Origin of the sequence: Streptomyces sp. NBC_00859, assembly GCF_045161865.1 — a bacterium.
Lineage (GTDB): Bacteria > Actinomycetota > Actinomycetes > Streptomycetales > Streptomycetaceae > Streptomyces.
Window position 1 is genome coordinate 1,293,858 of sequence record NZ_CP108826.1, and the last position, 24,145, is coordinate 1,318,002.

A 24,145-nucleotide genomic window follows, 5' to 3' on the forward strand; every position below is an offset into this window, starting at 1 on the left:
GGCGGGGCGATCGTTCGTGACTGCGGCTCAATACTCCTGAGAGGCGTCCGGTGCTGACGATCGGCGAGCCGGCTCCGTACGCCCTCAGCTCTCCCGCCCCTGCGTGGGCCCGGTCGACCACCAGCCGCCCGAATCCGCCTCGCGGTGCCCCGTGGCGGTGAGTTGGCGGCCGTTCGTCTCCGGCGCCCACATCAGGGCCGTGATGCCGCCGATGAGCGAAACCGCCGCCATGAAGATCATGGACCAGCTGAGGCCGAGGTGGTCCAGCGAGACCGGGAGCAGGAACGTGCCGATCGCCGCGCCGATGCGGCTGGCCGCCGAGGCCAGGCCTACGCCCGAGGTGCGGATCGAAGTGGGGAAGACCTCGTCCGGGTAGATGCCCGGAAGGATGCTCATGATTCCGTACGAGAACAGGTAGCCGAAGAAGCACACAGTGGCCAGCCAGACCGGCAGTACATGGCCGAGGCTCACCAGGAACAGGGCGAGTGCGCAGCCGAACATCGGCCGGACCAGGATCGTGCGGCGGCCCACGCGGTCGACGAGCCACCAGCCGGTGGCCGCTCCCAGCAGGGCGACGACCGTGCCGATCAGCGCGCCTGCCAGCGCACTGCCGCCGAGGCCGATGGCGCGGAGGACGGCCGGCTGGAAGAACGTGAGCGCGAAGTACGGCAGCACGATGCAGATCCAGAACGTGCACACGAACACGGTCCGCCGCAGATACGCGCCCGAGAACAGTTCGCGGTAGCGGGTCTGTTCGGCCTCCTCGGAGCCGAAGTCCTCGCTCTCCAGGGTGGTCCCGAGGTCCTGCTCGATGATGGCCACGGCCTCGTCCCTGCGCCCCTTCGAGATCAGCCAGCGCGGCGACTCGGGCAGACCGTGGCGGATCAGCAGGCAGAACACCGCGGGCACGGCGGCTGCGGCCAGCGTGATGTGCCAGGCGCCCGGCCATGTGGTGTTGATGATGTAGCCGAGGAGGTAGGCGACCACATAGCCGACGTTCCAGAGGATCTCCAGGATCCCCAGATAGTGGCCGCGCTTCTCGCTGGGCGCGAACTCGGCGAGGAGTGGTGAACCGATCGAGTAGTCGGCCCCCACAGCGAGGCCCATGACGAGACCGAGCGCGAAAACCATCCACGGGGAGGTGACGAAGAGCATCAGCACGGCACACGCCAGGAAGACCGAGAGATCGATCGTGAACATCGGGCGCCGGCCGAGCCGGTCGGTGACATAGCCGAGCAGCAGGCCCCCGAAGAACGTGCCGATCAGTGTCGACGAGGAGATCAGCGAGTTCCACGTCGAGGTGACACCGATGTCGCGAGCCATCGCACTGCCGGCGAGGGCCGAAGCCACCGAGGCGAAGACGAAGCCGTCGATGAACATTCCACCGCCTGTGGCGGCGGTCAGCCGGCGCAGGAAGCGCCGGGTGTGATCGCTGGGCCCTGCGGTGGCCGGCGGTATCGCGGCAGCTGCGGTCATGGGCGCGCCCTTCCGTGCTCTTCGGTTGTCATTCGGCGGTCACGGGCGAATCTGCTCCGGTTTACCACCCCGGGGCCGGCCGGGCGGCACGTCACGATGGTGCTGTGGCGTGCGCCGGGGAGGCCCCACGCCTCCGTCGGTGACCTGGTCGGCATTGCTGCGGGACAACCACGCGAGCGCTTACTCGCGCACCGCACACAGCAGGCTCCATGCCGATCCACCGCCCGTCGTACGCAGATCGCCACCCGACCGTGCGGGTGAACGTGTGAACGGGCGCCTGCCCACGGCCCCGGCCCTTCATGCCGCCCGGTTCATCCGCCTCGGTCTCATATGCGGGGCGCAGTGCCGTAGTGTCGTAGTTCGTACGCAGTTGGTGGCCGGACCCGGGTCAATGCACCTTCGGGGCCGGGGCCACGTGTCACCCGGGCCCCGCTCCACGCGCAATGGATCCGGCTCGCGTGTCGCACCGCACTGTCGTGCAGCTCCCGCAGGCACTGGGCCGGCCCACTCGGACCACGTCGTCAGCCGCGGTGGCCAACTGCGGCCGGGAGCATCTCCGCGGAGACGGTCAGTGTCGATCGCCGCCCACCCCTTGACACCTTTTCATTCATCGATGAACCTACATGAAACTTGTTATTCACGACGTTGGCGACGGTGCGGAGCAGGCGAGGTGCCCCCTGCCTGCCTCCTTGTCCGTGCCTGACCGCACGTGGGCGGACGCCGGGAAAGACAACTTCCACGCGGATAGGACGTTAGTGGGACGATGCCTGAAAATAAGCTAGCTCCGGCTCCGGCATCGGAGACCGGACTCGTCCCCTTCGACGACGCACCGCTCAACAGATTTCACATCAAGATCACCGCGCTCACCTTCGGTGCCAACTTCTCCGACGGCTATCAGCTCGGCGTCATCGGGATCGCGCTGACACTCATCAGGCCTCAGATGGGATTCGGTTCCGCCTGGGAGGGGCTGCTCGGGGCCTCGGCCCTCATCGGGATCTTCCTGGGCAGCATCACGCTCGGCTGGCTGGCCGACCGTATCGGCCGCCAGCAGCTCTACATGCTGAACTTCGTCCTGATCACCCTGGCGTCGATCGCCCAGTTCTGGGTCGGCGGACCGCTGGAACTGTTCGTCCTGCGGCTCCTCATCGGTGTCGGCATCGGCGCCGACTACGCCATCGGCCCGACACTCGTGGCCGAGTTCTGCCCCCGGCGACACCGCGGATTCCTGCTGGCCTCGCTCACGGCCATGTGGACGATCGGCTACATCTGCTCCTTCTTCTTCGGCAACTACCTCATCGACCAGGGCGGCGACGCCTGGCGGTGGCTGCTGGCCAGCAGCGCTCTGCCCGCCCTCGTGGTCCTGCTGATGCGAATCGGCACCCCGGAATCGCCTCGCTGGCTGATCAGCAAGGGGCGGGTCGAAGAGGCCCGCGCCGTCGTGGAGAAGTACATCGGCCGGCATGTCGACTTCGCCTCGATCGCGGCCGAGCCCGGCACGGACAAGGCCCCCTCGGCGTCCTACCGTGCGCTGTTCAGTGCGGAGCAGTGGCGCAAGACCGCTTTCGGCGTCCTCTACTACAACTGTCAGGTCATCCCGTACTTCGCCATCTATACGTTCCTGCCGATCGTCATGGCCAAGTTCGGGATGAAGGGAGGATTCCTCGGCGACGGGCTGCTGAACGTATTCCTTCTGCTCGGCAGCATCGCCGGCCTCTGGTTCGTCGCGCGCTTCTCGCGCCGCGGGTTCGTCATCGGGTCCTTCGTGGTGATGGCCGTCGCGCTGGGGCCCATGGGCATCTGGCCGGGCGCACCGAAGCTTCTGCTCTTCGTTCTGTTCCTGGTCTTCACCTTCATGATGTCGGCGTCGTCCAACCTGGACCAGGTCTATCCTCCCGAGCTTTTCTCGACGGCCCTCCGCAGCTCCGGCGTCGGTCTGCTCAACGGCCTCAGCCGGATCGGGTCCGCTGTGGGCACCTTCCTGCTGCCGACGAGCATCGATCATCTCGGGTTCTCGCCGTCCATGACGATCCTCAGCGTGTTCCTGGTCCTCGGCGCGGTGGTCTCCTTCGCCTGGGCGCCCGAGACCTCCGGGTCGGCCCTGGACTGAGAGGGGGCGCGCCCGGTGGGGTGGACCGGACGGATACCGGCGGTCCACCCCACCGGGCGTTCGTGACGGTGGCCCCTGGACCCCCGGAACTCGTTTGCGACGACGCAGCGGACCGGTCACTACGGCCTTGCTGAGCCTCCCGCGCCCCTGCCCCGGCAGGCGCCGGCACATCCCGGAACGAGACCCGGAGCGGCCTCGTAGGCACCCGAGCGGTCCTCCGCTCCCGGATCGGCGCATCATGGCCACCTCACACCGCAAGGAGAGCGATCATGCACCTTCCAGATGACCTCGTAGCGCTGCTGCGCCGCCCGAGCACCTGCTACCTCGCCACACTGATGCGCGACGGCTCGCCGCAGCTCACCCAGACCTGGGTGGACACCGACGGCGAGCACATCGTCATCAACAGCGTGGAGGGGCACGTCAAGACGCGGAACATCCGCCGCGACCCGCGCGTCGCCGTCACCGTGTCCGATCCCGGAAACCCGTCCCGCTACTTCCAGGTGCGGGGCGAGGTCGTCGATATCACGAACGAGGGCGCCGCCGAACATATCGAGAGCCTGGCCCAGAAGTACCTCGACGGCCCCTATCCCTGGTTCGGTGGCCGCGATGAGGTCCGGGTGAAGTTCGTCATCGCACCGAGGTCGGTGAGCGGCATCGCCTGACAGTGGCGTCACCGGCCCGCGCGAGCACCGCACCGGTCGGCTTCACGCCGGTCAGGAATGGAGAAGCGCGCCCGCGGACCCGCGCATAGCCTGGCGGACATGGACATCACCATTCACACCAGCCTCCTTCCGCACGACGACCCGGACGCCTCCGTGGCCTTCTACCGCGACACCCTCGGTTTCGAGGTACGCAGCGACGTCGGGCAGGGCAAGATGCGCTGGATCACGGTCGGGCCCGTCGGCCAGCCCAGCACATCCATCCTCCTGGCGCCGCCGGTCACGGACCCCGGGGTCACCGAGGACGAGCGCCGTACCATCGCCGAGATGATGGCCAAGGGCACCTACGGCTGGATCCTGCTGGCCACCCGGGACCTCGACGGCACCTTCGAAGAGGTGCAAGGCCATGACGCCGAGGTAGTCCAGGAGCCGACCGACCAGCCCTACGGCATCCGAGACTGCGCCTTCCGCGATCCCGCGGGCAATCTGGTACGCATCCAGGAGCTCGGCTGAGCCGCCCTGCCGGTGGTTCCACCGCGCCGGGCGGCGTCACAGCCGATCCGCCGATAACGCACTGATCCGCCCGGCAGACCGGACCCCCGCATCACGCTCTCGCCTGCCGGGCTGGGGCGGGGCGGGTCACTTGCCCAGCGTCCTGGCCCTGGCGGCACGCCGGGCGAACGTCTCCTCCTTCGACGCAGCCATCGCCGTGGCCGTAGCGGCTGTCACCCGGCTGTTCCCCCTGTCCGCCGAGAATCCCGTCGGTCCGTGACTGCGACCCGCGTTTCTCAACTCCATTCCAGGCGCACCGTGTTGACGCGAGACGTCACCTGGCCGGCGGCTCGGGCGCACTCAGGCGGCGGCGTCGAGCGAGTGCCCCCATGCCTCGACTGTGGCGACCTCTACGCGCCGCGTCAGCAGTTCGTTGATGAGGGTGTCGTGCAGGTCGCGGCTCGGGTCGGCGCAGGCATCGGACAGGACCGTGACCCGGAAGTCGAGGTCGGCGGCCTGCAGCGCGGTGGACAGGACGACACCTGCGGTGGAGACACCGGCCAGCACGAGGTGGCCGATGTCCTGCGTTGCCAGGATCTGCCGAAGGTTGTTGCCGGCGAACGCGCTGACGCGGTTCTTGTGGACGACGATCTCACCTACCGCGGGGGCCACATCGGGGTGGATGGCGGCGCCGGGGTCGTCGGCCGTGAAGAGGTGAGGCGGCAGGGCGCCGAAGATCTTGTTGCGGGGGTGGGCGTCGGTGTGACCGTGACGCAGCTGAAGCGCTATGTGGATGACCGGAATACCGGCGGCGCGCGCCATGCGCAGAGCGTGCACGGCGTGGGGAAGGTAGCCGTCGGGCATCTGGGAGAGATGGTTGCCCTGCAGGTCCATGAGCAACAGTGCGGCGCGGGACATGGTCGTACCTTTCCTCTGCGTGTGGTGCGGTGCGGTGCGGGCAACGCCGCCGTGCGGGGCGGTGCGTGGAGATCTCGCGGCCCGGCGCCGCGAGGGTTGAAGGGCGCCGGAAAAGACCAGGCCGCCGGGAGGTCTACTTCGCTGCCTCGGTGCCTGTTCTCGCCGCGCGCCCGAGGGTGCGGTCGAAGGCGGTCAGCAGCAGGTAGAGCACACCGGCGCAGAGCATGATCCAGGCGAGTTGGTGCATACCGCCGGTGTCCGCACGCTGTCCGAAGGAGGCGGCCGTCGTCGAGGAGGCGACCATCGAGCCGACGTAAGCGAACGTACGCAGCAGGCCCGCGGATGACGCGGTGCGCTCTGGATCGGCCTGGAAGTAGACCGAGTTCTGCAGGGCCAGACTGTTCAGTCCCTGCGGGACGCCGAAGATCAGGGCGACGAGTACGAGCATCCACACCGGGCTGTCACCGGTGAGCGTCAGCATCACCACGCAGGCGACAACCTGCCCGAGTCCGCCGACGAGCAGCTTGCCGCGTACCCCGGTGCGCCGCCCGGAGACGATCGAGACACCGATCGCCACCAGGAACATGGGAATCTGCACCAGCCCGGCGCGGAAGGGCGAGAGCCCGAATCCCTCCTCCGTCCACTGGGTGAATCCGTACAGGAAGGAGTACGCGACGACGTAGGCGACGAGCGCGCGGCCGTATGTGACAAGCAACGGCGAGTTGCCGCCCAGCACCCGCAGGTCGATGAACGGGGTGGGGGCCCGTAGCTCCCGGACCGCGAATGCGGCTCCCGCGGCAGCGACGATCGCCAGCAGATACCAGTTGCGCAGATGCAGATTCATCAAGAAGAGCAGCAGCGAGGTGAGCATCGCGGCGAACAGGCCCATGCCGGGCAGGTCGATCCGGGCGAGGAGTCGCCCACGCTGCGGGGAACCGCCCGTTCCGGCCTCCTTGGGCAGCCGGAGCAGCCCCAGCACTACGGCAGCGACGGCCAGGGGCACATTGAGGGCGAAAGTGGCGCGCCAGCCGCCCAGCCCGATCAGCAGGCCCCCCAGCAGCGGGCCGAGGACCGAGATGGTCTGGTTGGTGACTGCCAGGGCGGTCAGCACCCCGCCCGGACTGTCCCGTCCGGTGCGTTTGGCCTCGCTGCGCAGCAGTGCCATCGCTGCGGGGTAGCCGGCGCAGGTGCCGAACCCGAGCAGAACGCGCGCGCCGATCAGCACCCCCAGGTCGGGTGCCAGGGCGCCGACGACTCCGGCGACGCCGACGAGGCTCGTGCTGACGAGGAAGAGTCTGCGCGGCCCGAAGATGTCGATGAGCCGGCCCACGACCGGCTGCCCGAGTGCAGTCGCCAGATAGAGGGCCGAGACCAGCCAGGCTGTCTGCGAGGCCGGGGCACCCAGGGCCTTGCCGATGGGCACAAGGGCGACGGCGATGATCGTCGAGTTGATCGGGTTGAGCACCGAGCCGAGCATCATCGGCGGCAGCAGCCGCCGGTCGAAACCCGGCTTGGCCGTCTCCGTTATGACGTCTGTCCTGGCATCAGTCATGGGTCAGCCGCTCCAGTACGCCCATGGCGGCGATGACGGCCTGGCGTTCGTCCTCCGTGCACCTCTCCTGCAACCGGCCTGCGAGCCATTCCGTCCGGGCCTGCCGGCCCTCCTCCACCCGGCGGTGCCCCTCCGCGGTCAGCGCGATCAGCAGCCGCCGCCCGTCGTCCGGGTCCGGGCTCCGCCGCACCAGGCCCATCGCGGCGAGCGATGTGACCGTCGTCGTCATCGACTGGTGCCGCACCCCTTCGGCGGAGGCGAGTTCACTCGCCGTGACACCCTCCTCGCCGGACAGCCGGGCCAGCACTGAGGCCTGCCCCAGGGTGATGTCCTCCACCTCGGAGGCGTTCATGATGCGGCGCCTCAGACGGCTGATGACAGCGCGGACATCGCGCGACGCCTGAACCGCCGAGGGGGAAAGGTCCGGGTACTCACTCATGCCGTCACGGTAATATGTGCAGCCTCAACTGTCCAGTTTCATCTGTACAGTATTAACTGTACAAGATTCTTCGAGAGGGCATCCGGCCGCTTGCGGCCCGGACGGGTGAGTTTCCGGATCTTGTCAACGGGCACCTGGACAGTGAATGGCTGCCCCTGCAAATCCGAGAGGAGCAGCTGACCGCCCCGCATCGCGCGGGCCGATCCCTGGAGGGCCCATGCAGGTAGCCACGCGCAGGAAAGCCACCAGCCCGGCTCCGGCCAGGCCCACTCCCCCTGAGCCGCCCCCCGGGCCGCTCGATCCCGTCCACCCAGACCCGCAGCCGCTGCCGGTTCCCTCCCCCGACAGGGAACCGGAGCCGCAGCCCGAGCCGGCCTGAGGCGGACGAGCGGCGCTGATGGTCACACCATCAGCGGTTCCGTCGGCCCGCACGGCTCGGAAGGCCGGCAGGACGGTTCGGCCCCGCACCGGCCACGTGGCCGGCCCAGGTCAGCCGGGCTGTCCGCTGTCCTTCAGAGTTCCCCAGCCGTGCCACCTGTCGACCTCGATCCAGGCGGTGAAGCGGCTGCGGTCGCGCTGCGGGTACTGCTTCCCGAGGTAGTGCTGGGCCAGCCGGTCGATATCGGTCAGGTCCCGGTCCTCACGCAGTTCGGCGACGTGGCCGATGATGCTGAGGTGTGTGTACCAGTTCCCCTCGTCGAGCACGGTCAGCGTCACCCTCGGGTCATTGCGTACGTGTGTCAGCCGTTTGCGGCCCTCGTCCATGTTGACCAGTACGCGACCGTTGTCCCAGAGGTACCAGGTGGCGGTGGACACCGGCTGGCCGTCAGCCCTCAGCGTCGTGATGACAGCCGGATTGGCCTTTTCCAGCATGGCGACCGCTGATGCGGGGAGCGGGGGCTTCGACATGGAGCACGCACCTCAATACATGGAGAACATGGAGTTCGGGGATAAACTCATGGTCGTCCGTAGCCACTCGCCCCGCCAGTGCTCAACAGCCTCGCCGATACGCCGACCGGACCGCCGATCACCCGGGAGGCCGCCTCCATACGGTGACGAGAGCGGCCGCCGGAGTACAGGGGGATCCCGAACGGGTACCCCGCCGACATGAACGAGGACCGCGGCACCACGGGGAACGAGGAAAGGCGCGGGGCGTCCCGTACCCGCGCGGTACGGGCCGGCCGGCGCACGGTCGAGGTCCATCGTCCGGACAAGGTGCTGTTCGCCGACGACGGGCTCACCAAAGCGGATGTCGTCGGCTACTACCGGCAGGTGGCAGCGGCGATGGTCCCGCAGCTGCGGGACCGGCCTCTCATGCTGGAGCGGCTTCCTGACGGGCCGGGCGGTCCCCATTTCATGCAGAAGGAGACCCCCCGCCACTACCCGGACTGGATCCGGCGCACCACGGTCACGAAGGAGGGCGGCACCGTCACCCACACGCTCTGCGACGACAAGGCGACTCTGCTCTTCCTCGCCGACCAGGCGTGTATCACCCTGCACCGCTGGCTTTCCCGCTCCGGCTCGCCCGGCCGCCCGGACCGCCTGGTGTTCGACCTCGATCCTCCGGGACGGGACTTCGAGACCGTACGGGACGCCGCGCGCCGGGTGCGGGAGCTGCTCGACCAACTCGGTCTGCCGGCCGCCCTGATGACGACGGGTTCGAAGGGACTGCATGTCATCGTGCCCCTCGACGGCAACAGTGACTTCGAGGCGTCCCGGCACTTCGCCGGCCGGTTCGCCGAAGTGCTCGCCGAGCGCAACCCGGACACCCTCACCACCGCCGTACGCAAGAAGGCGCGCGGGAACCGGCTCTACCTCGACGTACAGCGCAACGCCTACGCGCAGACCGCCGTAGCCCCCTGGTCGGTACGGCCGACGGCGGGTGCGCCGGTCGCGGCGCCACTGACCTGGGAGCAGCTCGACGACCCGGCCATCACGGCACAGACATGGTCGCTGAGGGATGTCACGAGCGTTCTGCAGCAGGTACGGGCACGTCCGTGGGCGCGGGTGCCGAGCCGAGGCCGTTCACTGCGGGCGGCCCACCGGCGGCTGGACGCGCTGCGCTGAGCCGCGGGCCACTCGGGCGGCGCCTTGTGCCCGGGGCCCGCGACCGTCCGCCCCGCCGGCGGTCAGCGTGCCTGGCCGGTGCCCCCGGAGCCGTCACCGCTCCCGGCGCCGTCCTGGTCGCTCACCGCGGCGGCAGCGACCGTTTCGTCGAGCCGTTGCCGTTCGATCCGGGCCCTGGCCCGGTCCTTGGCCGAGGCGTCGGTGACGTCCAGGAAGATCTGATCGGCGATCGGCCACCGCTTCGTGAGATCGGCCTTCACGCGCACCAGGACATCCTCGACCTCCTCGCTGTCGAGTCCCCCGACGAGGTCGATCCGCGCGGCGACCAGCGTCGACTGCGTCCCCATCTGCATCGACAGCAGACGGCTCACCATGTCGATCTCCGGCTGCTGTTCGAGGAATTCCTGTATCGCCTGGCGCAGCGCGGGATCCGCCGCCTCGCCGATGAGCTGCCCTCGGGACGACTTGGCGAGCTGGTAGGCCACGTACACGAGCAGCGCTCCGATGACCAGCGAGGCCCATGCCTCGTAGGCGACCTTGCCGGTGATCATGTGGAGCGCCATACCGACCATGGCGACCAGCACACCGAAGCAGGCGGTGGAGTCCTCGGCCAGCACCGTCCGCAGCGTGGGGTCGCTGCCGGCCCGGATCGCGCCGAGCATGCTGCGGCCCGTCGCCCGCGCCTGGCCGCGGACCTGGACCAACGCGCGGACGAGCGACGACCCTTCGGCGATCAGCGCGATGGCCAGGACGGCGAGACCGACGAGATACCCGGTGTGGGTCTCCGAACTGCCGGACTGCATGGCCTCGATGCCCTGGAAGAACGAGAAACAGCCACCCATGACGAAGATGCTGACGGCCGCGAGCAGCGACCAGAAGTAGCGCTCCTTGCCGTAGCCGAAGGGGTGCTGGGCGTCGGGCGCGCGAGCGCTGCGCTTGAGGGACGCGAGCAGGAACAGCTCGTTGAGGCTGTCCGCCACCGAGTGGGCGGCCTCCGAGAGAAGGGCCGGTGAACCGGCGAAGAGGCCACCGACCGCCTTGGCGAGAGCGATGACCAGGTTGGCGCCGAGGGCGACGAAGACGGTGACCCGGGTCTTGGCGTCCTCGGTGGTCGCCTCGTCGGGTCCGGTGTCGGCATCCGTTCGGGCATCGGTGTGGTGTGCGGCGTCGGAATCAGACACGGTTTTCCTCCCCCTTGCGGATAGAGCAGCCGACAGTAGCCGCCCGCACGGCTCCGGTGCACATCGGAGGGTCGAACCACCCTGCCGCCGCCCGCTCGCCGCCCAGGTCGGGCGCGCCACTCGGGGCGCGGCGGACAGCCGGGCGGCCGCAGGCGTGAACGAGGGTTCGTCAGGGGGTGTCGGTGGAGACGAGGTACACCCTCTTGCCGTGCGGGAAGGTCCGGTCGACGGTGATGTCAACGGTGGGCAGCGGCTTCTTGCGGTTCACTGTCGTTCCTGCCCAGTCACGGGTCTCGGGGAACTTCCAGCCGACGATCTTCGCGTTGCGCGGGGAGACGGTGACCTTCCCGTCCTTGAGCGCCGCGGAGCTGGTGCCCGCCTTCTTGAGGAACGCGTCGAGTCCGGCCTGCGTGGTGGTGAACCGCACGTACAGCCGGCTGACCTTCCAGTTACTGGTCTGGTAGTACCAGACGCCCACCGCGTTCTTGGGGATCGGTACGTCGAACGTGCGGCGCTGTACCTTCGTCGGCCAGCCATGGGTGAGGCCGGTCGCCATGGCCTCCTGCTCGTTGGACCGGCCGCTGTCGCGGCTCTGCTCGGCGGAGATGGCCAGATAGCCGGCGGGGACCCCGATGAGCAGCACGATAATGACCGCGGTGAGCCACCTGCGGCGCATCATGTGCCGGTGGTCCTCCGGCGACTGCCCGCCGCCCTCGGGGGGCGAGGTCTGGTGCGGTACGGGCGTGGTCATTCCGGGGATCCCTGCGTGGTGCGGTTGGTACGGGCGGCCTGTGCGTACCGCTCGTGGCGCTCCACACGGCGGCGGTTCGCCCTGCGGAACCGCCTGGCGATCAGCCTGGAGAGGTCGGCCGCCCCGACCATACCTGCCTCGGGTCCGAGCTGCGCCTTGGCGATCCTGGCCTCGGGGCGGTAGCCGCGCCCGGTCAGCTGGCGGCGGAAGGCGTCCCGGGCGGGACCGATGAGCAGGTCGTCGGCGGCGCTCACTCCGCCGCCGATGACGAAGCAGGACGGGTCGAGCGCGGCGGCGAGGTTGGCGATGCCGACGCCGAGCCACTGGCCGATGTCCTGGAACAGTTCGACGCACATCGCGTCGCCCTCGCGGGCCAGTTCGGTGATGAGCGGCCCGGTGATGTCGGGGATGTTGCCCTGGACCCGCTCGATGATGCTGTAGGCGACCGGGGAGTCGGCGGCGGCCATCTCCTTGGCCTCGCGGACGAGCGCGTTGCCCGAGCTGTACTGCTCCCAGCAGCCGCGGTTTCCGCAGGGGCAGCGGTGGCCGCCGGGGACGACCTGCATATGACCGAATTCACCCGCGACGCCGTACTTTCCGCGCTTGACCTGACCGTCCTCCAGGATCGCGCCGCCGATGCCGGTGCCGAGGGTGATCATCACCAGATGGTCCTCGCCCCGGCCCGCTCCGAAGCGCCACTCCGCCCACGCGGCCGTGTTGGCGTCGTTGTCGACCATCACGGGTACGGCGAGCCTGCCCTGGAGCGCGTCGCGCAGCGGTTCGTCGCGCCAGGCGAGATGAGGGGCGAACAGGACCCTGGAGCGGTCGGCGTCCACCCAGCCGGCCGCTCCGATACCGACGGCGTGCACATCGTGCCGGTCCGAGAGATCGAGGACCAGCTCCACGATGGTGTCCTCGACGACCTTGGCGCTCTTGGACTTGTCGGGCGTCTCGGTCTTGATCTGCTCCAGGATGACGCCGTCGGCATCGACGACGCCCGCCATCACCTTCGTACCGCCGATGTCGATGCCGACGGTCGGGACGCGGGGCGCTGTGAGGTGCGAGCGCCGCTCGCGGGTCCCGACGGTCCGCAGGACCGTGGCGCGGGCGGAGCCGCGGTGCGCGAAGTCACGGTACGTACTCATCGGACAGATGATGCCATCCGAATGCTCAGGAGGCGTCCTCGGCCGGGTTTCCGTCCGCCTCGCCGGGTCCCTGGTCCCCGGGCCCCTCGCCCCCGGAACGCGGAGTCCGCTGCAGCTCGTGGCTGAGCTCCTCCAGTTCGCTGCCGCCCGCCATCTGCCGGGTGAGCTCGTCCAGGGTGATCTCGTCCTTGCTGTGGCTGCCGAACATGGTGCCGCGCTTCAGCAGCACGAAGCGGTCGCCGACCAGGTAGGCGTGGTGCGGGTTGTGCGTGATCAGGACCACGCCGAGTCCGGCGTCCCGGGCCGCCGCGACGTACTTCAGGACGACCCCCGACTGCTTCACACCGAGCGCGGCGGTGGGCTCGTCGAGCACCAGCACCTTGGCTCCGAAGTGAACGGCGCGGGCGATCGCCACGCACTGGCGCTCACCGCCCGAGAGCGTACCGATGGGCTGGTCGACGTCGCGCAGGTCGATGCCCATGCGCAGCAGCTCGGAGCGGGTCGTCTCGCGCATCAGCTGGACGTCGAGGCGCTTGAGGGGGCCGACGCCCTTCGTCGGCTCCGAGCCGAGGAAGAAGTTGCGCCAGACCGGCATGAGCGGGACCACGGCGAGATCCTGGTAGACCGTGGCGATGCCCCGGTCGAGCGCCTCGCGCGGCTTGCCGAGGCTCGTCTCGTCGCCGTCGATCAGGAAGCGGCCCGCGTCGTGCTGGTGCAGCCCGGAGATGATCTTGATGAGGGTCGACTTGCCGGCGCCGTTGTCGCCGAGCACACAGGAGATCTCGCCCGCGTGCACGACGAGGGAGACCTCTTCGAGCGCCTTGATGTTCCCGTAGAACTTGCTGACACGGTCGAGTTCCACCAGGGGGGTGGTCCGCTCCGTCATCGCGATGCCTCCGCTCGCTTGCGCACCCAGGCATTGAGCAGGGCGGCCAGGAGCAGCATGGCTCCCAGGAAGAACTTGAACCAGTCCGGGTTCCACTCCGCGTACACGATGCCCTTGCTGGTCATGCCGAAGATGAACGCGCCCACCGCGGAGCCGATGGCCGAGCCGTAGCCGCCGGTGATCAGACAGCCGCCGATGACGGCCGCGATGATGTACGTCAGCTCGTTGCCGACCCCCTCGCCCGACTGCACGACGTCATAGCTGAAGAGCAGGTGCTGGCCGGAGATCCAGGCCGCGAAGGCCACCCCCATGTAGAGGCCGATCCGGGTCTTGACGACCGGGACGCCGACCGCGCGGGCCGCGTCGTCGTTGCCGCCGACCGCGAAGATCCAGTTTCCGGCGCGGGTGCGCAGCAGCACCCAGGTCGCCACGGCGATCAGCGCCGCCCACCACAGGAGGGTCACCTTGAGGTTGACGCTGCCGATGGTGAGCTGGGAGGCGAAGACCTTCTGCGCCGACGGGAACCCCTCCATGTCGCCGATGGACTTCGTCGACACGGTGCCGCTGATCAGTTTGGTGAAGCCGAGGTTGAGCCCGGTCAGCATCAGGAAGGTGCCCAGCGTGATGATGAAGCTGGGGAGCTTGGTGCGGGTCAGCATGAAGCCGTTGAAGACTCCGATGGCCAGCGTGACCAGCAGCGAGACGCCGACACCGACCCAGACGTTCGCGGTCATCTGGTAGCTGAACATCGAGGAGATCAGCGCCGAGCTGGTCACCAGGACCCCGGCCGACAGGTCGAACTCGCCGCCGATCATCAGCAGTGCCACCGGCACGGCCATGATCCCCAGCGTCGAAGCCGCGTACAGCACGGTGGAGAGGCTGGAGGGCCGCAGGAAGCTGTCGGCGACGACCGAGAAGAAGATGAAGACGGCGACCGCGCCCACGACCGAGCCCAGTTCGGGGCGGCCGAGCAGCCGGCGCAGCGGTGAGGTGCGCAGCAACCGTTCGTCCGGCGTCTGCGTCGCGGTGCTCATCGGGTACCCCGCTTGGTGTACGCGGCCAGCGCGCTCGCGTCCTTCTTGGTGATCACCTGGGGCCCGGTGAGGACCGGCCGGCCGCCGCCGAGCACGTTGGCGTTGTACTTGTGGAGCCAGAGCAGGTCGACCGCCTCGTACCCCTGCAGGTACGGCTGCTGGTCGACGGCGAAGCCGAGGGTGCCCTTCTCCAGGGCGGAGGCGACCTTGGCGTTCAGGTCGAAGGTGTCGACCTCGGCCTTGCTGCCCGCGGTGTCCTTGGCCTGGACGGCGGCGTCGGCGAACGGGGCGCCGAGAGTGACGACGGCGTCGATGGAAGAGTCGGCCTGCAGCTTGGCCTCGATGGAGGACTGGACGTCGGGCATGTTGGTGCCGTCGACGTAGAGGTTCTCCATCGTGCCGTGGAAGTTCTTCTTGGCGCCGGCGCAGCGCTGCTCGTGGCCGACGTTGCCCTGCTCGTGCAGGATGCAGAGGGCCTTCTTGCGGCCGCGCTTGTTCAGCTCGTCCCCGACGGCCTCGCCGGCGATCGTCTCGTCCTGGCCGATGTGGCTGAGCGCACCGAACTTCTTGGACTCCTCGGATCCCGAGTTGACGGTGATCACCGGGATGCCGGCCTTCTCGGCCTTCTGCACGACGGCCTTCATCGAGTCGGGCTTGGCGAGGGTGACGATCAGTCCGTCGACCTTCTGGTCGATCGCCGTCTGCACCAGCTGCGCCTGCTGCTGGCCCTCCTCGCTGTGCGAGTAGAGGAAGGTGACGTTGTCCTTGACGGCCGCCTGCTTGGCGCCCTTCTGGACGATGTCCCAGAAGGTGTCGCCGTCGCCCGAGTGGGTGACCATCGCGAACTTCCAGCGGGGGGTGTTGACCGCCGACCTGCCGACGGCCGTGGCCCGCGCGGCCCGGTCCTCGGCCCGCTTGCCGCCCGTGCTGCTGCATCCCGCCAGGGACAGCCCCAGCGCTAGCGCCAGCGCCCCGCTGACCCAGGTTCGTACCCTTGCCACGACGTGATGCCCTTCTCGGTGTCCCATTGCTTGATTCCGTACCCGCCGGTGCGGCCGGTGGCCGTTCCGGTCCGGACCGGCGGCCCAAGTATGGGTCACCGCTGGTCGTGGGCGAGTCATCGGGGGCCGCACGCGGAAGCGGCGAGCTGCGCTGCCGCTGCGCGGGCCGTACGCAAGGGGATCCGTCCTCTCGACCGGCCGCCGGATTGCGGCAGGAGAGTTCTAACGGCGGTCACCGGGCCCCGTCAATGCTTTGTCAGAACATTCTTACGGGCCGACGGCCGGAGGGCGGCCTACGGACGCACCAGCAGCTGGAACTCGAAGGCGTACCGCGAGGCACGATAAGTGTGCGTGCCGAATTCGACGGCCCGTCCGGTGGAGTCGAACGTGGTGCGCTCCATCGTCAGCAGCGGCGCGCCCTCGGGCTCCGCCAGCCGTATGCCTTCGTCGGCGGTCGCGGCGCGGGCGCCGACCGACTGGCGGGCGCTGTGCAGGGTGATCCCCGCCGCACGCATCATCCGGTACAGGCCGGTGGACTCCAGCCGTGCCGTGTCGAGCGCCAGCAGCCCTTCGGGCAGGAAGTTGCACAGCTGCGCCATGGGTTCGCCGTACGCGAGCCGCAGCCGCTCCACACACCGGACCTGGCTGCCTTCGGGCACCGCGAGCGCGGCAGCGACCTCGGCAGTCGCGGGAACGGTGTCGTTGCGAAGGACACGGGTGGTGGGCCGCTGGCCGGCCGCGAGCAGGTCGTCGTAGAGGCTGCTCAGTTCGAGAGGGCGCCTGACCTGGCTGTGCACCACTTGGGTGCCGACACCTCTGCGGCGTACGAGCAGGCCCTTGTCGACCAGCGACTGGATGGCCTGGCGGACGGTGGGGCGCGAAAGGCCCAGCCTTCCCGCCAGGTCGATCTCGTTGCCGAGCAGGCTGCCGGGGACGAGTCGCCCACGCTCGATGGCCGACTCCAGCTGCTGGGCGAGCTGGAAGTACAGCGGGACCGGACTGGTGCGGTCCACGCTGAGCTCAAGGCTGAGGGCGGGGTCGGCCGCGGGTTTGGACACGCCAGGAGCGTAGCTCAGGTCCGGTTGTCAGGACAAAGGCTTGACAGCGGGCGGAGCCTGCGGCCACTTTGGGGTCCATGCGAATCGGACTCATCGGGACAGGGCGTATCGGATCCTTCCATGCTGACGTGCTCAGCGGTCACCGGGATGTCGGCGCACTGGTGGTGGCCGACACCGACGGGGCACGCGCCACCGAGGTCGCGCAGCGGATCGGGGCGACCGCGGCTCCGTCGCCCGACGAGGTGTTCACCTGGGGCGTGGACGCCGTCGTCATCGCTTCGGCGACCGCCTCGCACGCCGGCCTGATCGCCAGGGCGGCCCGCGCCGGCCTGCCGGTCTTCTGCGAGAAGCCCATCGCCATCGATCTGCCGGGCACCCTGGCCGCCCTCCAGGAGGTCGAAGCGGCGGGCACGGTCCTCCAGCTCGGCTTCATGCGCCGCTTCGACGCCGGGTACGGGGCGGCGCGCGAGCGCGTGAGGTCGGGATCGCTCGGCCGGCTGCACACCGTCCGCGCCCTCACATCCGACCCCGCGCCGCCACCCGCCGCGTACCTGCCGCTGTCCGGCGGGCTCTTCCGTGACTGTCTGGTGCACGACTTCGACATGGTGCGCTGGGTGACCGGGCGCGAGGTGACGGAGGTGTACGCCACCGGCTCGGACGCGGGGCCCGCGATGTTCCGCGAGGCCGGTGATGTCGACACCGCAGCCGCACTGCTCACGCTGGACGACGGGACGCTGGTGACCGCGACCGCCACCCGGTGCAACGGAGCGGGTTACGACGTCCGGATGGAACTGGCCGGGGAACTGGACCAGATCTCGGTGGGGCTCGACGACCGGACGCCGGTCACCTCGACGGAACCGCAGGGACCGCCCCCCGCGGACAAGCCCTGGCCCGGCTTCCTCGAACGCTTCGCCCCGGCCTACAAGGCCGAACTGGACGCGTTCCTGCGCGTGGCCCGCGGCGAGCTGGACAATCCGTGCGACGGCCGCGAGGCCTTGGCGGCCCTGCGCATCGCCGAGGCCTGCGAACTGTCGCGGCGCGAGCGCCGCCCGGTCCGCACGGACGGAATCGGCACCGGCTGAACCGGCGCGCACCGCCGGCCGGGGAACAGTGACGCCCGGTCAGGACGGCGCGGCGGCACGCAGCACGGTCCCCTGCGCCACGGCGCACAGCGCCTCGCCGCCGTCCTCGTCGGCCATGAACAGATCGCAGCGGACCGTGGCCTGGCGGCGGCCCGTGTGCACCACTTCGGCGCGGGCGATGAGCGTACGGCCCGCGCCCGGCCGCACGTACTGGATGGAGAACCCGCCGGTCAGTACGGCGGCCCCCAAGGTGGTCCCGGCCGCGAAGGTGAGCGCGTTGTCCGCCGCGTACGCCAGCACGCCGCCGTGCAGAAAGCCGTTCTGCTGGAGCAGCTCGTCGCGGACGTCCACCTCCAGTACGGCCGCTCCGTCGCCGAACGCGGTGACGCGGGCCCCCACCAGCCTGCTGAACGGCTGCGCGTCCAGTGTCCGGCGCGCCAGGTCCAGGTCGAGTTCACTCATCGCGCCGTTCCTCCCTGTCCGGTGCGGGTCGCGGGCCCCGGCCTCACCAGCGCACCGGCATTTTCCGCACCCCGTGCATGAGAAGTCCCGGAATCCACTCGTAGCCGCCGTTCCGGTCGAGCGCCAGACCGGGGCACCGCTCCAGCAGCGTACGGACGGCGATCCGGCCCTCCATCCTGGCCAGCGGCGCACCGAGGCAGAAGTGAATGCCGTGCCCGAACGCGAGGTGCCCCTGCGGGGCACGCCGGATGTCGAAGCGGTCCGGGTCCGGGAAACGGGCCGGGTCCCGGTCGGCCGAACCGAGCGAGACCAGGACGGGATCGCCCGCCGCGATCTCGGTGGAACCGATCCGGACGGGCTCCGCCGCGTGCCGGTAAGTGGCGGTCTCCACCGGGCCGTCGTAGCGCAGCATCTCCTCGACCGCGCCGTCCAGCAGGCTCATGTCGGCGCGCAGCGCGGCCAGCTGGTCCGGGTGGGTGAGGAGCGCGCGTACGCCGTTGGAGATCAGGTTGACAGTGGTCTCATGACCTGCGACGAGCAACAGGAAGGCCATACCGACGAGTTCCTGGGCCGACAGCTGGTCGCCGTCCTCGTCGCGGGCGCGGATCAGCGCACTCAGCAGATCCTCACCGGGCCGCTCCCGCTTGGCCTCGATGAGCGAGACGAGGTAGTCGCTCATCGCCAGGACCGCCGCGCTCTCCTGGTCACCGCCGGTCGGGCCGATCAGCTCGTTGGACCAGACCCGGAAGCTCGCCCGGTCCAGGTCGGGCACGCCGAAGAGTTCACAGATGACAGTCATCGGCAGCGGGAACGCGAGCGAGTCCACCAGATCGGCCGCGCGCGCCGGAGCGGACAGCATCCCGTCGATGCAGGCGTCGGTGATCTCCTGCACACGCGGGCGGAGCGCCTGGACGCGGCGCCCCGTGAACTCCCGCGCCACCAGCTTGCGCAGCCGGGTGTGCTGGGGCGGATCGGCGTCCAGCATGTTGGTGAAGAGGCCTTGGGACTCGTCCCGCCAGCCGTTGATCTCCCGGGAGTCCTTGACGAGCCGCGGGTCGTTGAGCGCGGCCCGCGCCTCCTCGTGACCGACGACCAGCCAGACACCGTCCGCGTCCTGCGTGCGGATCCGGTGCACCGGCCCTGCGGCGCGCATCTTCGCGTAGTACGGATACGGATTCGCGTTGAAGTCCTCGGCGTCCTGCCGCAGATCGATCAGCGTCATCGGCTCAGCGTACGTCGCCCTCCCCGTCGAGGAGGCCCGCGTCGTGGACCAGCAGCGCGATCTGGACACGGTTGTTGAGGCCGAGCCGCGCCAGAATGCGTGACACCTGCGTTTTGACTGTGGGCACGCTCAGGTACAGGGCTGCCGCGATCGTCGCGTTCGACTCGCCGCGCCCGACGGCGACGGCCACCTCCCTTTCACGGCCCGACAGTTGGCCGAGATGTGCCCGTGCACGCACCGCGCGGTCGTCGGGCGCGCCACCCGCCACGTGGCTCATCAGCTGCCGGGTGACCGCGGGCGAGAGCACCGGGTCCCCGTTCGCCACCCGCCGGACCGCCGCGACGATGTCGGCCGGCGGGGTGTCCTTCAGCACGAAACCCGCCGCCCCCGCGCGCAGCGCGCGCACCACCTGCTCGTCGGCGTGAAAGGTGGTGAGCAGCACGACCTCGGGCGCACCGGGGCTGCCGCGCAGCCGTTCGGTGGCCGTCAGCCCGTCCACGCCGGGCATCCGGATGTCCATCAGGACCACATCGGGGTGGGCCGCGGCCACCGCCGCCGGTACCTCTGAGCCGTCCGCCGCCTCCCCCACGATCTCGATGTCACCGGCGCCGCCGAGCATGAGTGCGAGCCCGGCGCGTACGAGGGGGTCGTCGTCGACGACGAGGAGCCTGATGGTCACGCGGGCCAGGGTAGCCAGGCGGCGAGCCGGAAACCGCCACCGGCCGTCGCGCCATGGTCGAGACGGCCTCCCGCGAGGGTGGCCCGCTCGGTGAGCCCGATCAGCCCCTGGCCGGACCCCGGCACCTTCGGCACGTCACCGGGTGGGGGCGGATTACGTACCTCGACGGTGAGCCCGGCCCCCGGGCTGCCGTCCACCGTGACGGTGACCTCGGCCCCTGGCGCGTGTTTGCGGGCGTTGGTGAGCCCCTCCTGCGCGATGCGGTAGGCAGTGCGGCCGGTGGCTGCCGGGACGGTGGCCGGGTCCGTGACCGAGTTGTTCAGGGTGACCGACATCGCGGCCTGCCGGGACTCGGCGGCCAGGGCTTCGAGCGTGGCCAGGGTGGGCTGCGGCCGGTTCTCCTCGCCCTCGCCCGGGGCCCGGAGCACCCCGATGATCTGGCGCAGGTCCTGGAGGGCCTCGTGGGCGCTGTCCCGGATGACCCCTGCGGCGCGCGCGACCTCGGGCGCGGGCGCGTCGGGCCGGAATTCCAGGGCTCCGGCGTGGACGCTGAGCAGGGTCAGCCGGTGGGCCAGTACGTCGTGCATCTCGCGGGCGATGGCCTCACGGGCCAGCCGCTGCGCCTGTTCGGCGCGGAGGTCGGCCTCCGTCTCGGCGCGGTGGGCGCGTTCGCGCAGCACCACGACGAGCTGGCGCCGTGAGCGTACGAACATCCCCCAGATGATGACCAGCAGGATCAGTACCGTGCTGAAGAGTGTCGACTGGATCCAGGACATGGTCGGATCGGGGCGCAGCGCGGCCTGCACTCCCCCGGCCACCACCGCAGCGGCCCCCAGCACCAGGACCGGGCGGAACGGGCGGCGCACAGCCAGGCTGAACAGCGCGACGAGTACGGCCCCTGACACAAGCGGAGCGAAGGCGCTCGCCGCAACCAGCACCACCGCGAGCCCCATCGGCCACCGCCTGCGCACCCACAGCGCACAGCAGGACGCGGCGCCCATCACCTGGTCGGCGGCGCTGTCGAAGTCGGAGTAGCCCGCGCCGTTCTTGATGGCGTCCAGGGCCAGCAGGCCGACAGTCACCGCCAGCACAAAGGCAGTGACGTCCACGAGCCAGTCGCGCAGTGTCCGGCGCGGTCGCTCCCGGACCGAGGCCGGCTCCGGGTCGGCCAGGGCCGACGGCAGCAGCCATGGATACTCCGAACGCGTCATACCGACAACGCTACGCAGCAGCCGTGCCGGGTGCGGTGTCCTGAAGGGCACTGGAGACCAAAGTCGCGGAATCCGAGACTTTCGACCTTCCGTCCGGCTGCCGGAGGCCCGCCTGCCGGACGCCGCCGGCCGCCCGGTCCGTCCCGCGTTCGTGCTGCCCGGGGTCGGTGCTATCCGGCGTTCGTGGAGAAGAGTCCGCCCGTGGGCCCCTGCTTGTCACCGCCCTGTGCCTTCTTCAGGGCGTTCGCCAGGCCTTCGATGGTGAGCGACTGGAGAATGACACGGCCGTTGCCCTCCAGAGTGGCCAGGGACAGGCCCTCGCCGCCGAAGACAGCGTTCATCATGCCCTGGCGGTTGAGGCCGCCGATGCGCTGGACGCCGTACTCGATGCCCTCCTCGAAGGCGACGATGCAGCCGGTGTCGACCTCGATCCGGCCGCCGAAGTCGGCGGGGTTGAGGTCGATGAAGTTTCCGGCGCCACAGATGATCACGGTGCCACGGCCGGTGAACTTCTCCAGGATGAAGCCCTCACCGCCGCTGCGGCCCGTCCGGCCGCCCTGCCAGGCGATTCCGAAGTCGACAGTGGACTCCGCCGCCACGAACGCGTCCTTCTCGGCGAACCAGGCCCTGCTGCCGTTCAGCTCCAGGGCGCGCATCTCGCCGGGGAGCACCCCCGCGAAACCGACGGTGCCTTCGCCGCCGGTGGCCTCGAAGTACTGGAAGGCGAGGGATTCACCCGCCAGGGCGCGCTGGCCCACCTGCATCGCGGTGCCCATGGCCTGTCTGAGGATGCCGCCCATGCCGCCGGCCTGTCCCTGCTGGCCGCCCTGCGGCTGCTGGCCGCCGCCTCCGCCGGGCCCGGAGAGACGGGTCTCCATGCTCACGTTCGCGGTCTTGAAGAGGAACTTCCCGGCCTCGCAGTAGACGGTCTGGCCGGGCTGAAGGCTGACGACGGCCATCTGCATGGCGTTGCCGACGATCTCTTGCTGGAGGGTCACGGCCGGTTCTCCTTGGTGCGGTGGCGGGGCCGGTACGTCCGTACCGGAAGGTGAACGGCCGGCACGGACCGTTCGGTTCCGGGCCGGTTCCCGCGGTCCGGTCTCCGCCGGCGCGCGAGGCGGTCCGCCGCTCTGCTGGGACGTGCGAACACTACCGACGCGGCGGTGAGGACGGCAGCCGCGCGACATGAGGCCCGCGGCCGGTCCGCCCTTCCCCCGGCGCACCCCTCCCGCTGGACGACCGCCGCCCCGGGCACCCCGTTCACCGGGGCCCGGGGCGACGCCGTGCGGGCGGGTCAGCCGTTGCGTTCGAGCAGCCGGCCCACCGGCTCGCCCAGCACCCCGTCGGCTGCGATCCGTACGCCCCGCAGCCAGGTGGACCGCACGACGCCGTACAGCGTCTTCCCGGCGTAGGCCGTCACCTGGTTCCGGTGGAACAGCTCGGCGGGGTCGACGGTGAACGTGTCGTCCGGGGCGAGCACCGCGAAGTCGGCGTCCCGGCCGGCCTCGATCGCGCCCTTCTCGGACAGTCCGGCGAGCGCGGCCGGAGCCGAGGACATCCAGCGGACCACGTCGTCGAGGGTGTGGCCCCGCTCACGCGCCGCCGTCCAGATCGCCGGGAGTCCCAGCTGCAGGGAGGAGATCCCGCCCCAGGCGTCGGCGAAGTCGGGAGTCTTGAGGTCGGTGGTGCAGGGCGAGTGGTCGGAGACGATGCAGTCGATCGTCCCGTCGGCCAGCCCCGCCCACAGCGCGTCCTGGTTGGCACCCTCGCGGATCGGCGGGCAGCACTTGAACTCCGTGGCCCCGTCGGGTACTTCCTCGGCCGTCAGAGTGAGGAAGTGCGGGCAGGACTCCACGGTGATGCGGATGCCCTCGCGCTTGGCGGCGGCGATCAGCGGCAGCGCGTCGCTGGACGAGAGGTGCAGGACGTGGATGCGCGCGTCCAGCCGGCGGGCGAGCGCGATGAGGCCCTCGATCGCCTCGTTCTCGGCTGCGCGCGGGCGGGAGGCCAGGAAGTTGGCGTACTGCGGGCCACCTTGCTGCGGGGCGTCGGCCAGCTGGTGCGGGTCCTCGGCGTGAACGATCAGGAGCCCGCCGAACCCGGCGATCTCCGCCATGGACCGGGCCAGCTCCTCCTGGTCGAGCTCGGGGAACTCCTCGACGCCGGACGGGGACAGGAAGCACTTGAAACCGAACACGCCGGCGTCGTACAGCGGCCGCAGGTCCTTGACGTTGGAGGGGATCGCGCCGCCCCAGAAGCCGACGTCGATGTGCGCCTTGCTGCGGGCCACCTCCTGCTTGGTACGCAGGTTGGCGGGGGTCGTGGTCGGCGGCAGCGAGTTGAGCGGCATGTCGAGCAGCGTGGTGATGCCGCCCGCGGCCGCGGCCCTGGTCGCGGTCCAGAACCCTTCCCACTCGGTGCGGCCGGGGTCGTTCACATGGACATGGGTGTCGACGAGTCCCGGGAGCAGCACGTCGTCCCCGAAGTCCGTCAGCCGGGCGCCGTCCGGCACCTCCGCGTCATAGGGCAGCACTGCTGCGATCTTCCCGCCGGCGACGGCAACCGATGCGGCGCGTGTCCCCTGGGGGGTGATGACACGCGTCGAGCGCAGTACCAGTTCGGTGGTGGACACCCGGGCCCCTCTTTCCATCTAGCGAAATTCACATTCCATTAATGGAGTCTTCGCTGCGTACCGCGGCTCGTCAAGACCGAACCGGCCACAT

General features: G+C 69.9%; 23 protein-coding genes. 5 read left to right on the forward strand and 18 right to left on the reverse strand.

Annotated features, from left to right (window positions below; all coding sequences use genetic code 11):
* Nucleotides 1-84 precede the first annotated feature (84 nt).
* Nucleotides 85-1,476 carry an MFS transporter gene (locus tag OG584_RS05385; protein WP_405775519.1) on the reverse strand — a complete coding sequence of 464 codons (1,392 nt, stop codon included), beginning with the start codon at nucleotides 1,474-1,476 and terminating at the stop codon, nucleotides 85-87.
* Nucleotides 1,477-2,239: 763 nt separating this feature from the next.
* Between OG584_RS05385 and OG584_RS05390 the strand changes: the two genes are divergently transcribed.
* The 3 genes from OG584_RS05390 (at nucleotide 2,240) to OG584_RS05400 (ending at nucleotide 4,755) form a co-directional block, all read left to right on the forward strand.
* Nucleotides 2,240-3,583 (forward strand): MFS transporter, encoded by a 1,344-nt coding sequence (locus tag OG584_RS05390; RefSeq protein WP_405775521.1) that lies wholly within the window; start codon nucleotides 2,240-2,242, stop codon nucleotides 3,581-3,583.
* 269 nt (nucleotides 3,584-3,852) lie between these two features.
* Nucleotides 3,853-4,245 carry a PPOX class F420-dependent oxidoreductase gene (locus tag OG584_RS05395; RefSeq protein ID WP_405775523.1) on the forward strand — a complete coding sequence of 131 codons (393 nt, stop codon included), beginning with the start codon at nucleotides 3,853-3,855 and terminating at the stop codon, nucleotides 4,243-4,245.
* Nucleotides 4,246-4,344: 99 nt separating this feature from the next.
* Complete coding sequence (locus tag OG584_RS05400; RefSeq protein ID WP_405775525.1) at nucleotides 4,345-4,755, forward strand: VOC family protein; 411 nt, start codon at nucleotides 4,345-4,347, stop codon at nucleotides 4,753-4,755.
* 339 nt (nucleotides 4,756-5,094) lie between these two features.
* Here the strand turns inward: OG584_RS05400 and OG584_RS05405 are convergent, their stop codons facing one another.
* The 4 genes from OG584_RS05405 to OG584_RS05420 all read right to left on the reverse strand — a co-directional run bounded on the left by OG584_RS05405 (nucleotide 5,095) and on the right by OG584_RS05420 (nucleotide 8,552).
* Entirely contained in the window at nucleotides 5,095-5,652 is a 558-nt protein-coding gene (locus OG584_RS05405) for a cysteine hydrolase family protein (RefSeq protein ID WP_405775527.1), read from the reverse strand.
* 133 nt (nucleotides 5,653-5,785) lie between these two features.
* Entirely contained in the window at nucleotides 5,786-7,204 is a 1,419-nt protein-coding gene (locus OG584_RS05410) for an MFS transporter (protein WP_405775529.1), read from the reverse strand.
* Complete coding sequence (locus OG584_RS05415) at nucleotides 7,197-7,643, reverse strand: MarR family winged helix-turn-helix transcriptional regulator (protein WP_405775532.1); 447 nt, start codon at nucleotides 7,641-7,643, stop codon at nucleotides 7,197-7,199. The genes OG584_RS05410 and OG584_RS05415 overlap by 8 nt, the downstream gene beginning before the upstream one ends.
* A gap of 489 nt (nucleotides 7,644-8,132) precedes the next feature.
* Nucleotides 8,133-8,552 carry a PPOX class F420-dependent oxidoreductase gene (locus OG584_RS05420; protein WP_405775534.1) on the reverse strand — a complete coding sequence of 140 codons (420 nt, stop codon included), beginning with the start codon at nucleotides 8,550-8,552 and terminating at the stop codon, nucleotides 8,133-8,135.
* Nucleotides 8,553-8,750: 198 nt separating this feature from the next.
* Between OG584_RS05420 and ligD the strand changes: the two genes are divergently transcribed.
* Nucleotides 8,751-9,710, forward strand: a complete 960-nt coding sequence (ligD, locus tag OG584_RS05425; RefSeq protein WP_405775536.1) for a non-homologous end-joining DNA ligase — start codon at nucleotides 8,751-8,753, stop codon at nucleotides 9,708-9,710.
* 62 nt (nucleotides 9,711-9,772) lie between these two features.
* Here the strand turns inward: ligD and OG584_RS05430 are convergent, their stop codons facing one another.
* From OG584_RS05430 to OG584_RS05460, 7 genes are all read right to left on the reverse strand, one after another.
* Nucleotides 9,773-10,891: a cation diffusion facilitator family transporter gene (locus OG584_RS05430; RefSeq protein WP_405775538.1), complete on the reverse strand. Its 1,119-nt coding sequence runs from the start codon at nucleotides 10,889-10,891 to the stop codon at nucleotides 9,773-9,775.
* Nucleotides 10,892-11,060: 169 nt separating this feature from the next.
* A complete protein-coding gene (locus OG584_RS05435; protein WP_405775540.1) occupies nucleotides 11,061-11,642 on the reverse strand; it encodes a hypothetical protein in 582 nt (193 codons plus the stop codon).
* Nucleotides 11,639-12,787, reverse strand: a complete 1,149-nt coding sequence (locus OG584_RS05440) for an ROK family glucokinase (RefSeq protein WP_405775542.1) — start codon at nucleotides 12,785-12,787, stop codon at nucleotides 11,639-11,641. The genes OG584_RS05435 and OG584_RS05440 overlap by 4 nt, the downstream gene beginning before the upstream one ends.
* A gap of 25 nt (nucleotides 12,788-12,812) precedes the next feature.
* On the reverse strand, nucleotides 12,813-13,673 hold the full coding sequence (locus OG584_RS05445) for an ATP-binding cassette domain-containing protein (protein WP_405775545.1): 861 nt from the start codon (nucleotides 13,671-13,673) through the stop codon (nucleotides 12,813-12,815).
* Nucleotides 13,670-14,707: an ABC transporter permease gene (locus tag OG584_RS05450; RefSeq protein ID WP_405775547.1), complete on the reverse strand. Its 1,038-nt coding sequence runs from the start codon at nucleotides 14,705-14,707 to the stop codon at nucleotides 13,670-13,672. The genes OG584_RS05445 and OG584_RS05450 overlap by 4 nt, the downstream gene beginning before the upstream one ends.
* On the reverse strand, nucleotides 14,704-15,708 hold the full coding sequence (locus OG584_RS05455) for a sugar ABC transporter substrate-binding protein (RefSeq protein ID WP_405775549.1): 1,005 nt from the start codon (nucleotides 15,706-15,708) through the stop codon (nucleotides 14,704-14,706). The genes OG584_RS05450 and OG584_RS05455 overlap by 4 nt, the downstream gene beginning before the upstream one ends.
* Nucleotides 15,709-16,001: 293 nt before the next feature.
* Nucleotides 16,002-16,766 (reverse strand): GntR family transcriptional regulator, encoded by a 765-nt coding sequence (locus tag OG584_RS05460; protein ID WP_405775551.1) that lies wholly within the window; start codon nucleotides 16,764-16,766, stop codon nucleotides 16,002-16,004.
* A 77-nt stretch (nucleotides 16,767-16,843) separates the two neighbouring features.
* Here OG584_RS05460 and OG584_RS05465 point away from each other — a divergent pair, with 77 nt between their 5' ends.
* Complete coding sequence (locus OG584_RS05465; RefSeq protein ID WP_405775553.1) at nucleotides 16,844-17,848, forward strand: Gfo/Idh/MocA family oxidoreductase; 1,005 nt, start codon at nucleotides 16,844-16,846, stop codon at nucleotides 17,846-17,848.
* A gap of 39 nt (nucleotides 17,849-17,887) precedes the next feature.
* Here the strand turns inward: OG584_RS05465 and OG584_RS05470 are convergent, their stop codons facing one another.
* The 6 genes from OG584_RS05470 to allB form a co-directional block, all read right to left on the reverse strand.
* Nucleotides 17,888-18,310: a PaaI family thioesterase gene (locus OG584_RS05470; protein WP_405775555.1), complete on the reverse strand. Its 423-nt coding sequence runs from the start codon at nucleotides 18,308-18,310 to the stop codon at nucleotides 17,888-17,890.
* Nucleotides 18,311-18,353: 43 nt separating this feature from the next.
* Nucleotides 18,354-19,532, reverse strand: a complete 1,179-nt coding sequence (locus tag OG584_RS05475; protein WP_405775557.1) for a cytochrome P450 — start codon at nucleotides 19,530-19,532, stop codon at nucleotides 18,354-18,356.
* Nucleotides 19,533-19,536: 4 nt separating this feature from the next.
* Nucleotides 19,537-20,220, reverse strand: coding sequence for a response regulator (locus tag OG584_RS05480; protein ID WP_405783892.1), 684 nt, complete (start codon nucleotides 20,218-20,220; stop codon nucleotides 19,537-19,539).
* A complete protein-coding gene (locus OG584_RS05485; RefSeq protein WP_405775559.1) occupies nucleotides 20,208-21,422 on the reverse strand; it encodes a sensor histidine kinase in 1,215 nt (404 codons plus the stop codon). Before OG584_RS05485 ends, OG584_RS05480 begins: the two co-directional genes overlap by 13 nt.
* A 170-nt stretch (nucleotides 21,423-21,592) precedes the next feature.
* Nucleotides 21,593-22,420 carry an AIM24 family protein gene (locus tag OG584_RS05490; protein WP_405775561.1) on the reverse strand — a complete coding sequence of 276 codons (828 nt, stop codon included), beginning with the start codon at nucleotides 22,418-22,420 and terminating at the stop codon, nucleotides 21,593-21,595.
* Nucleotides 22,421-22,716: 296 nt separating this feature from the next.
* A complete protein-coding gene (gene allB / locus OG584_RS05495) occupies nucleotides 22,717-24,054 on the reverse strand; it encodes an allantoinase AllB (protein ID WP_405775563.1) in 1,338 nt (445 codons plus the stop codon).
* Between the last annotated feature and the right edge of the window lie 91 nt (nucleotides 24,055-24,145).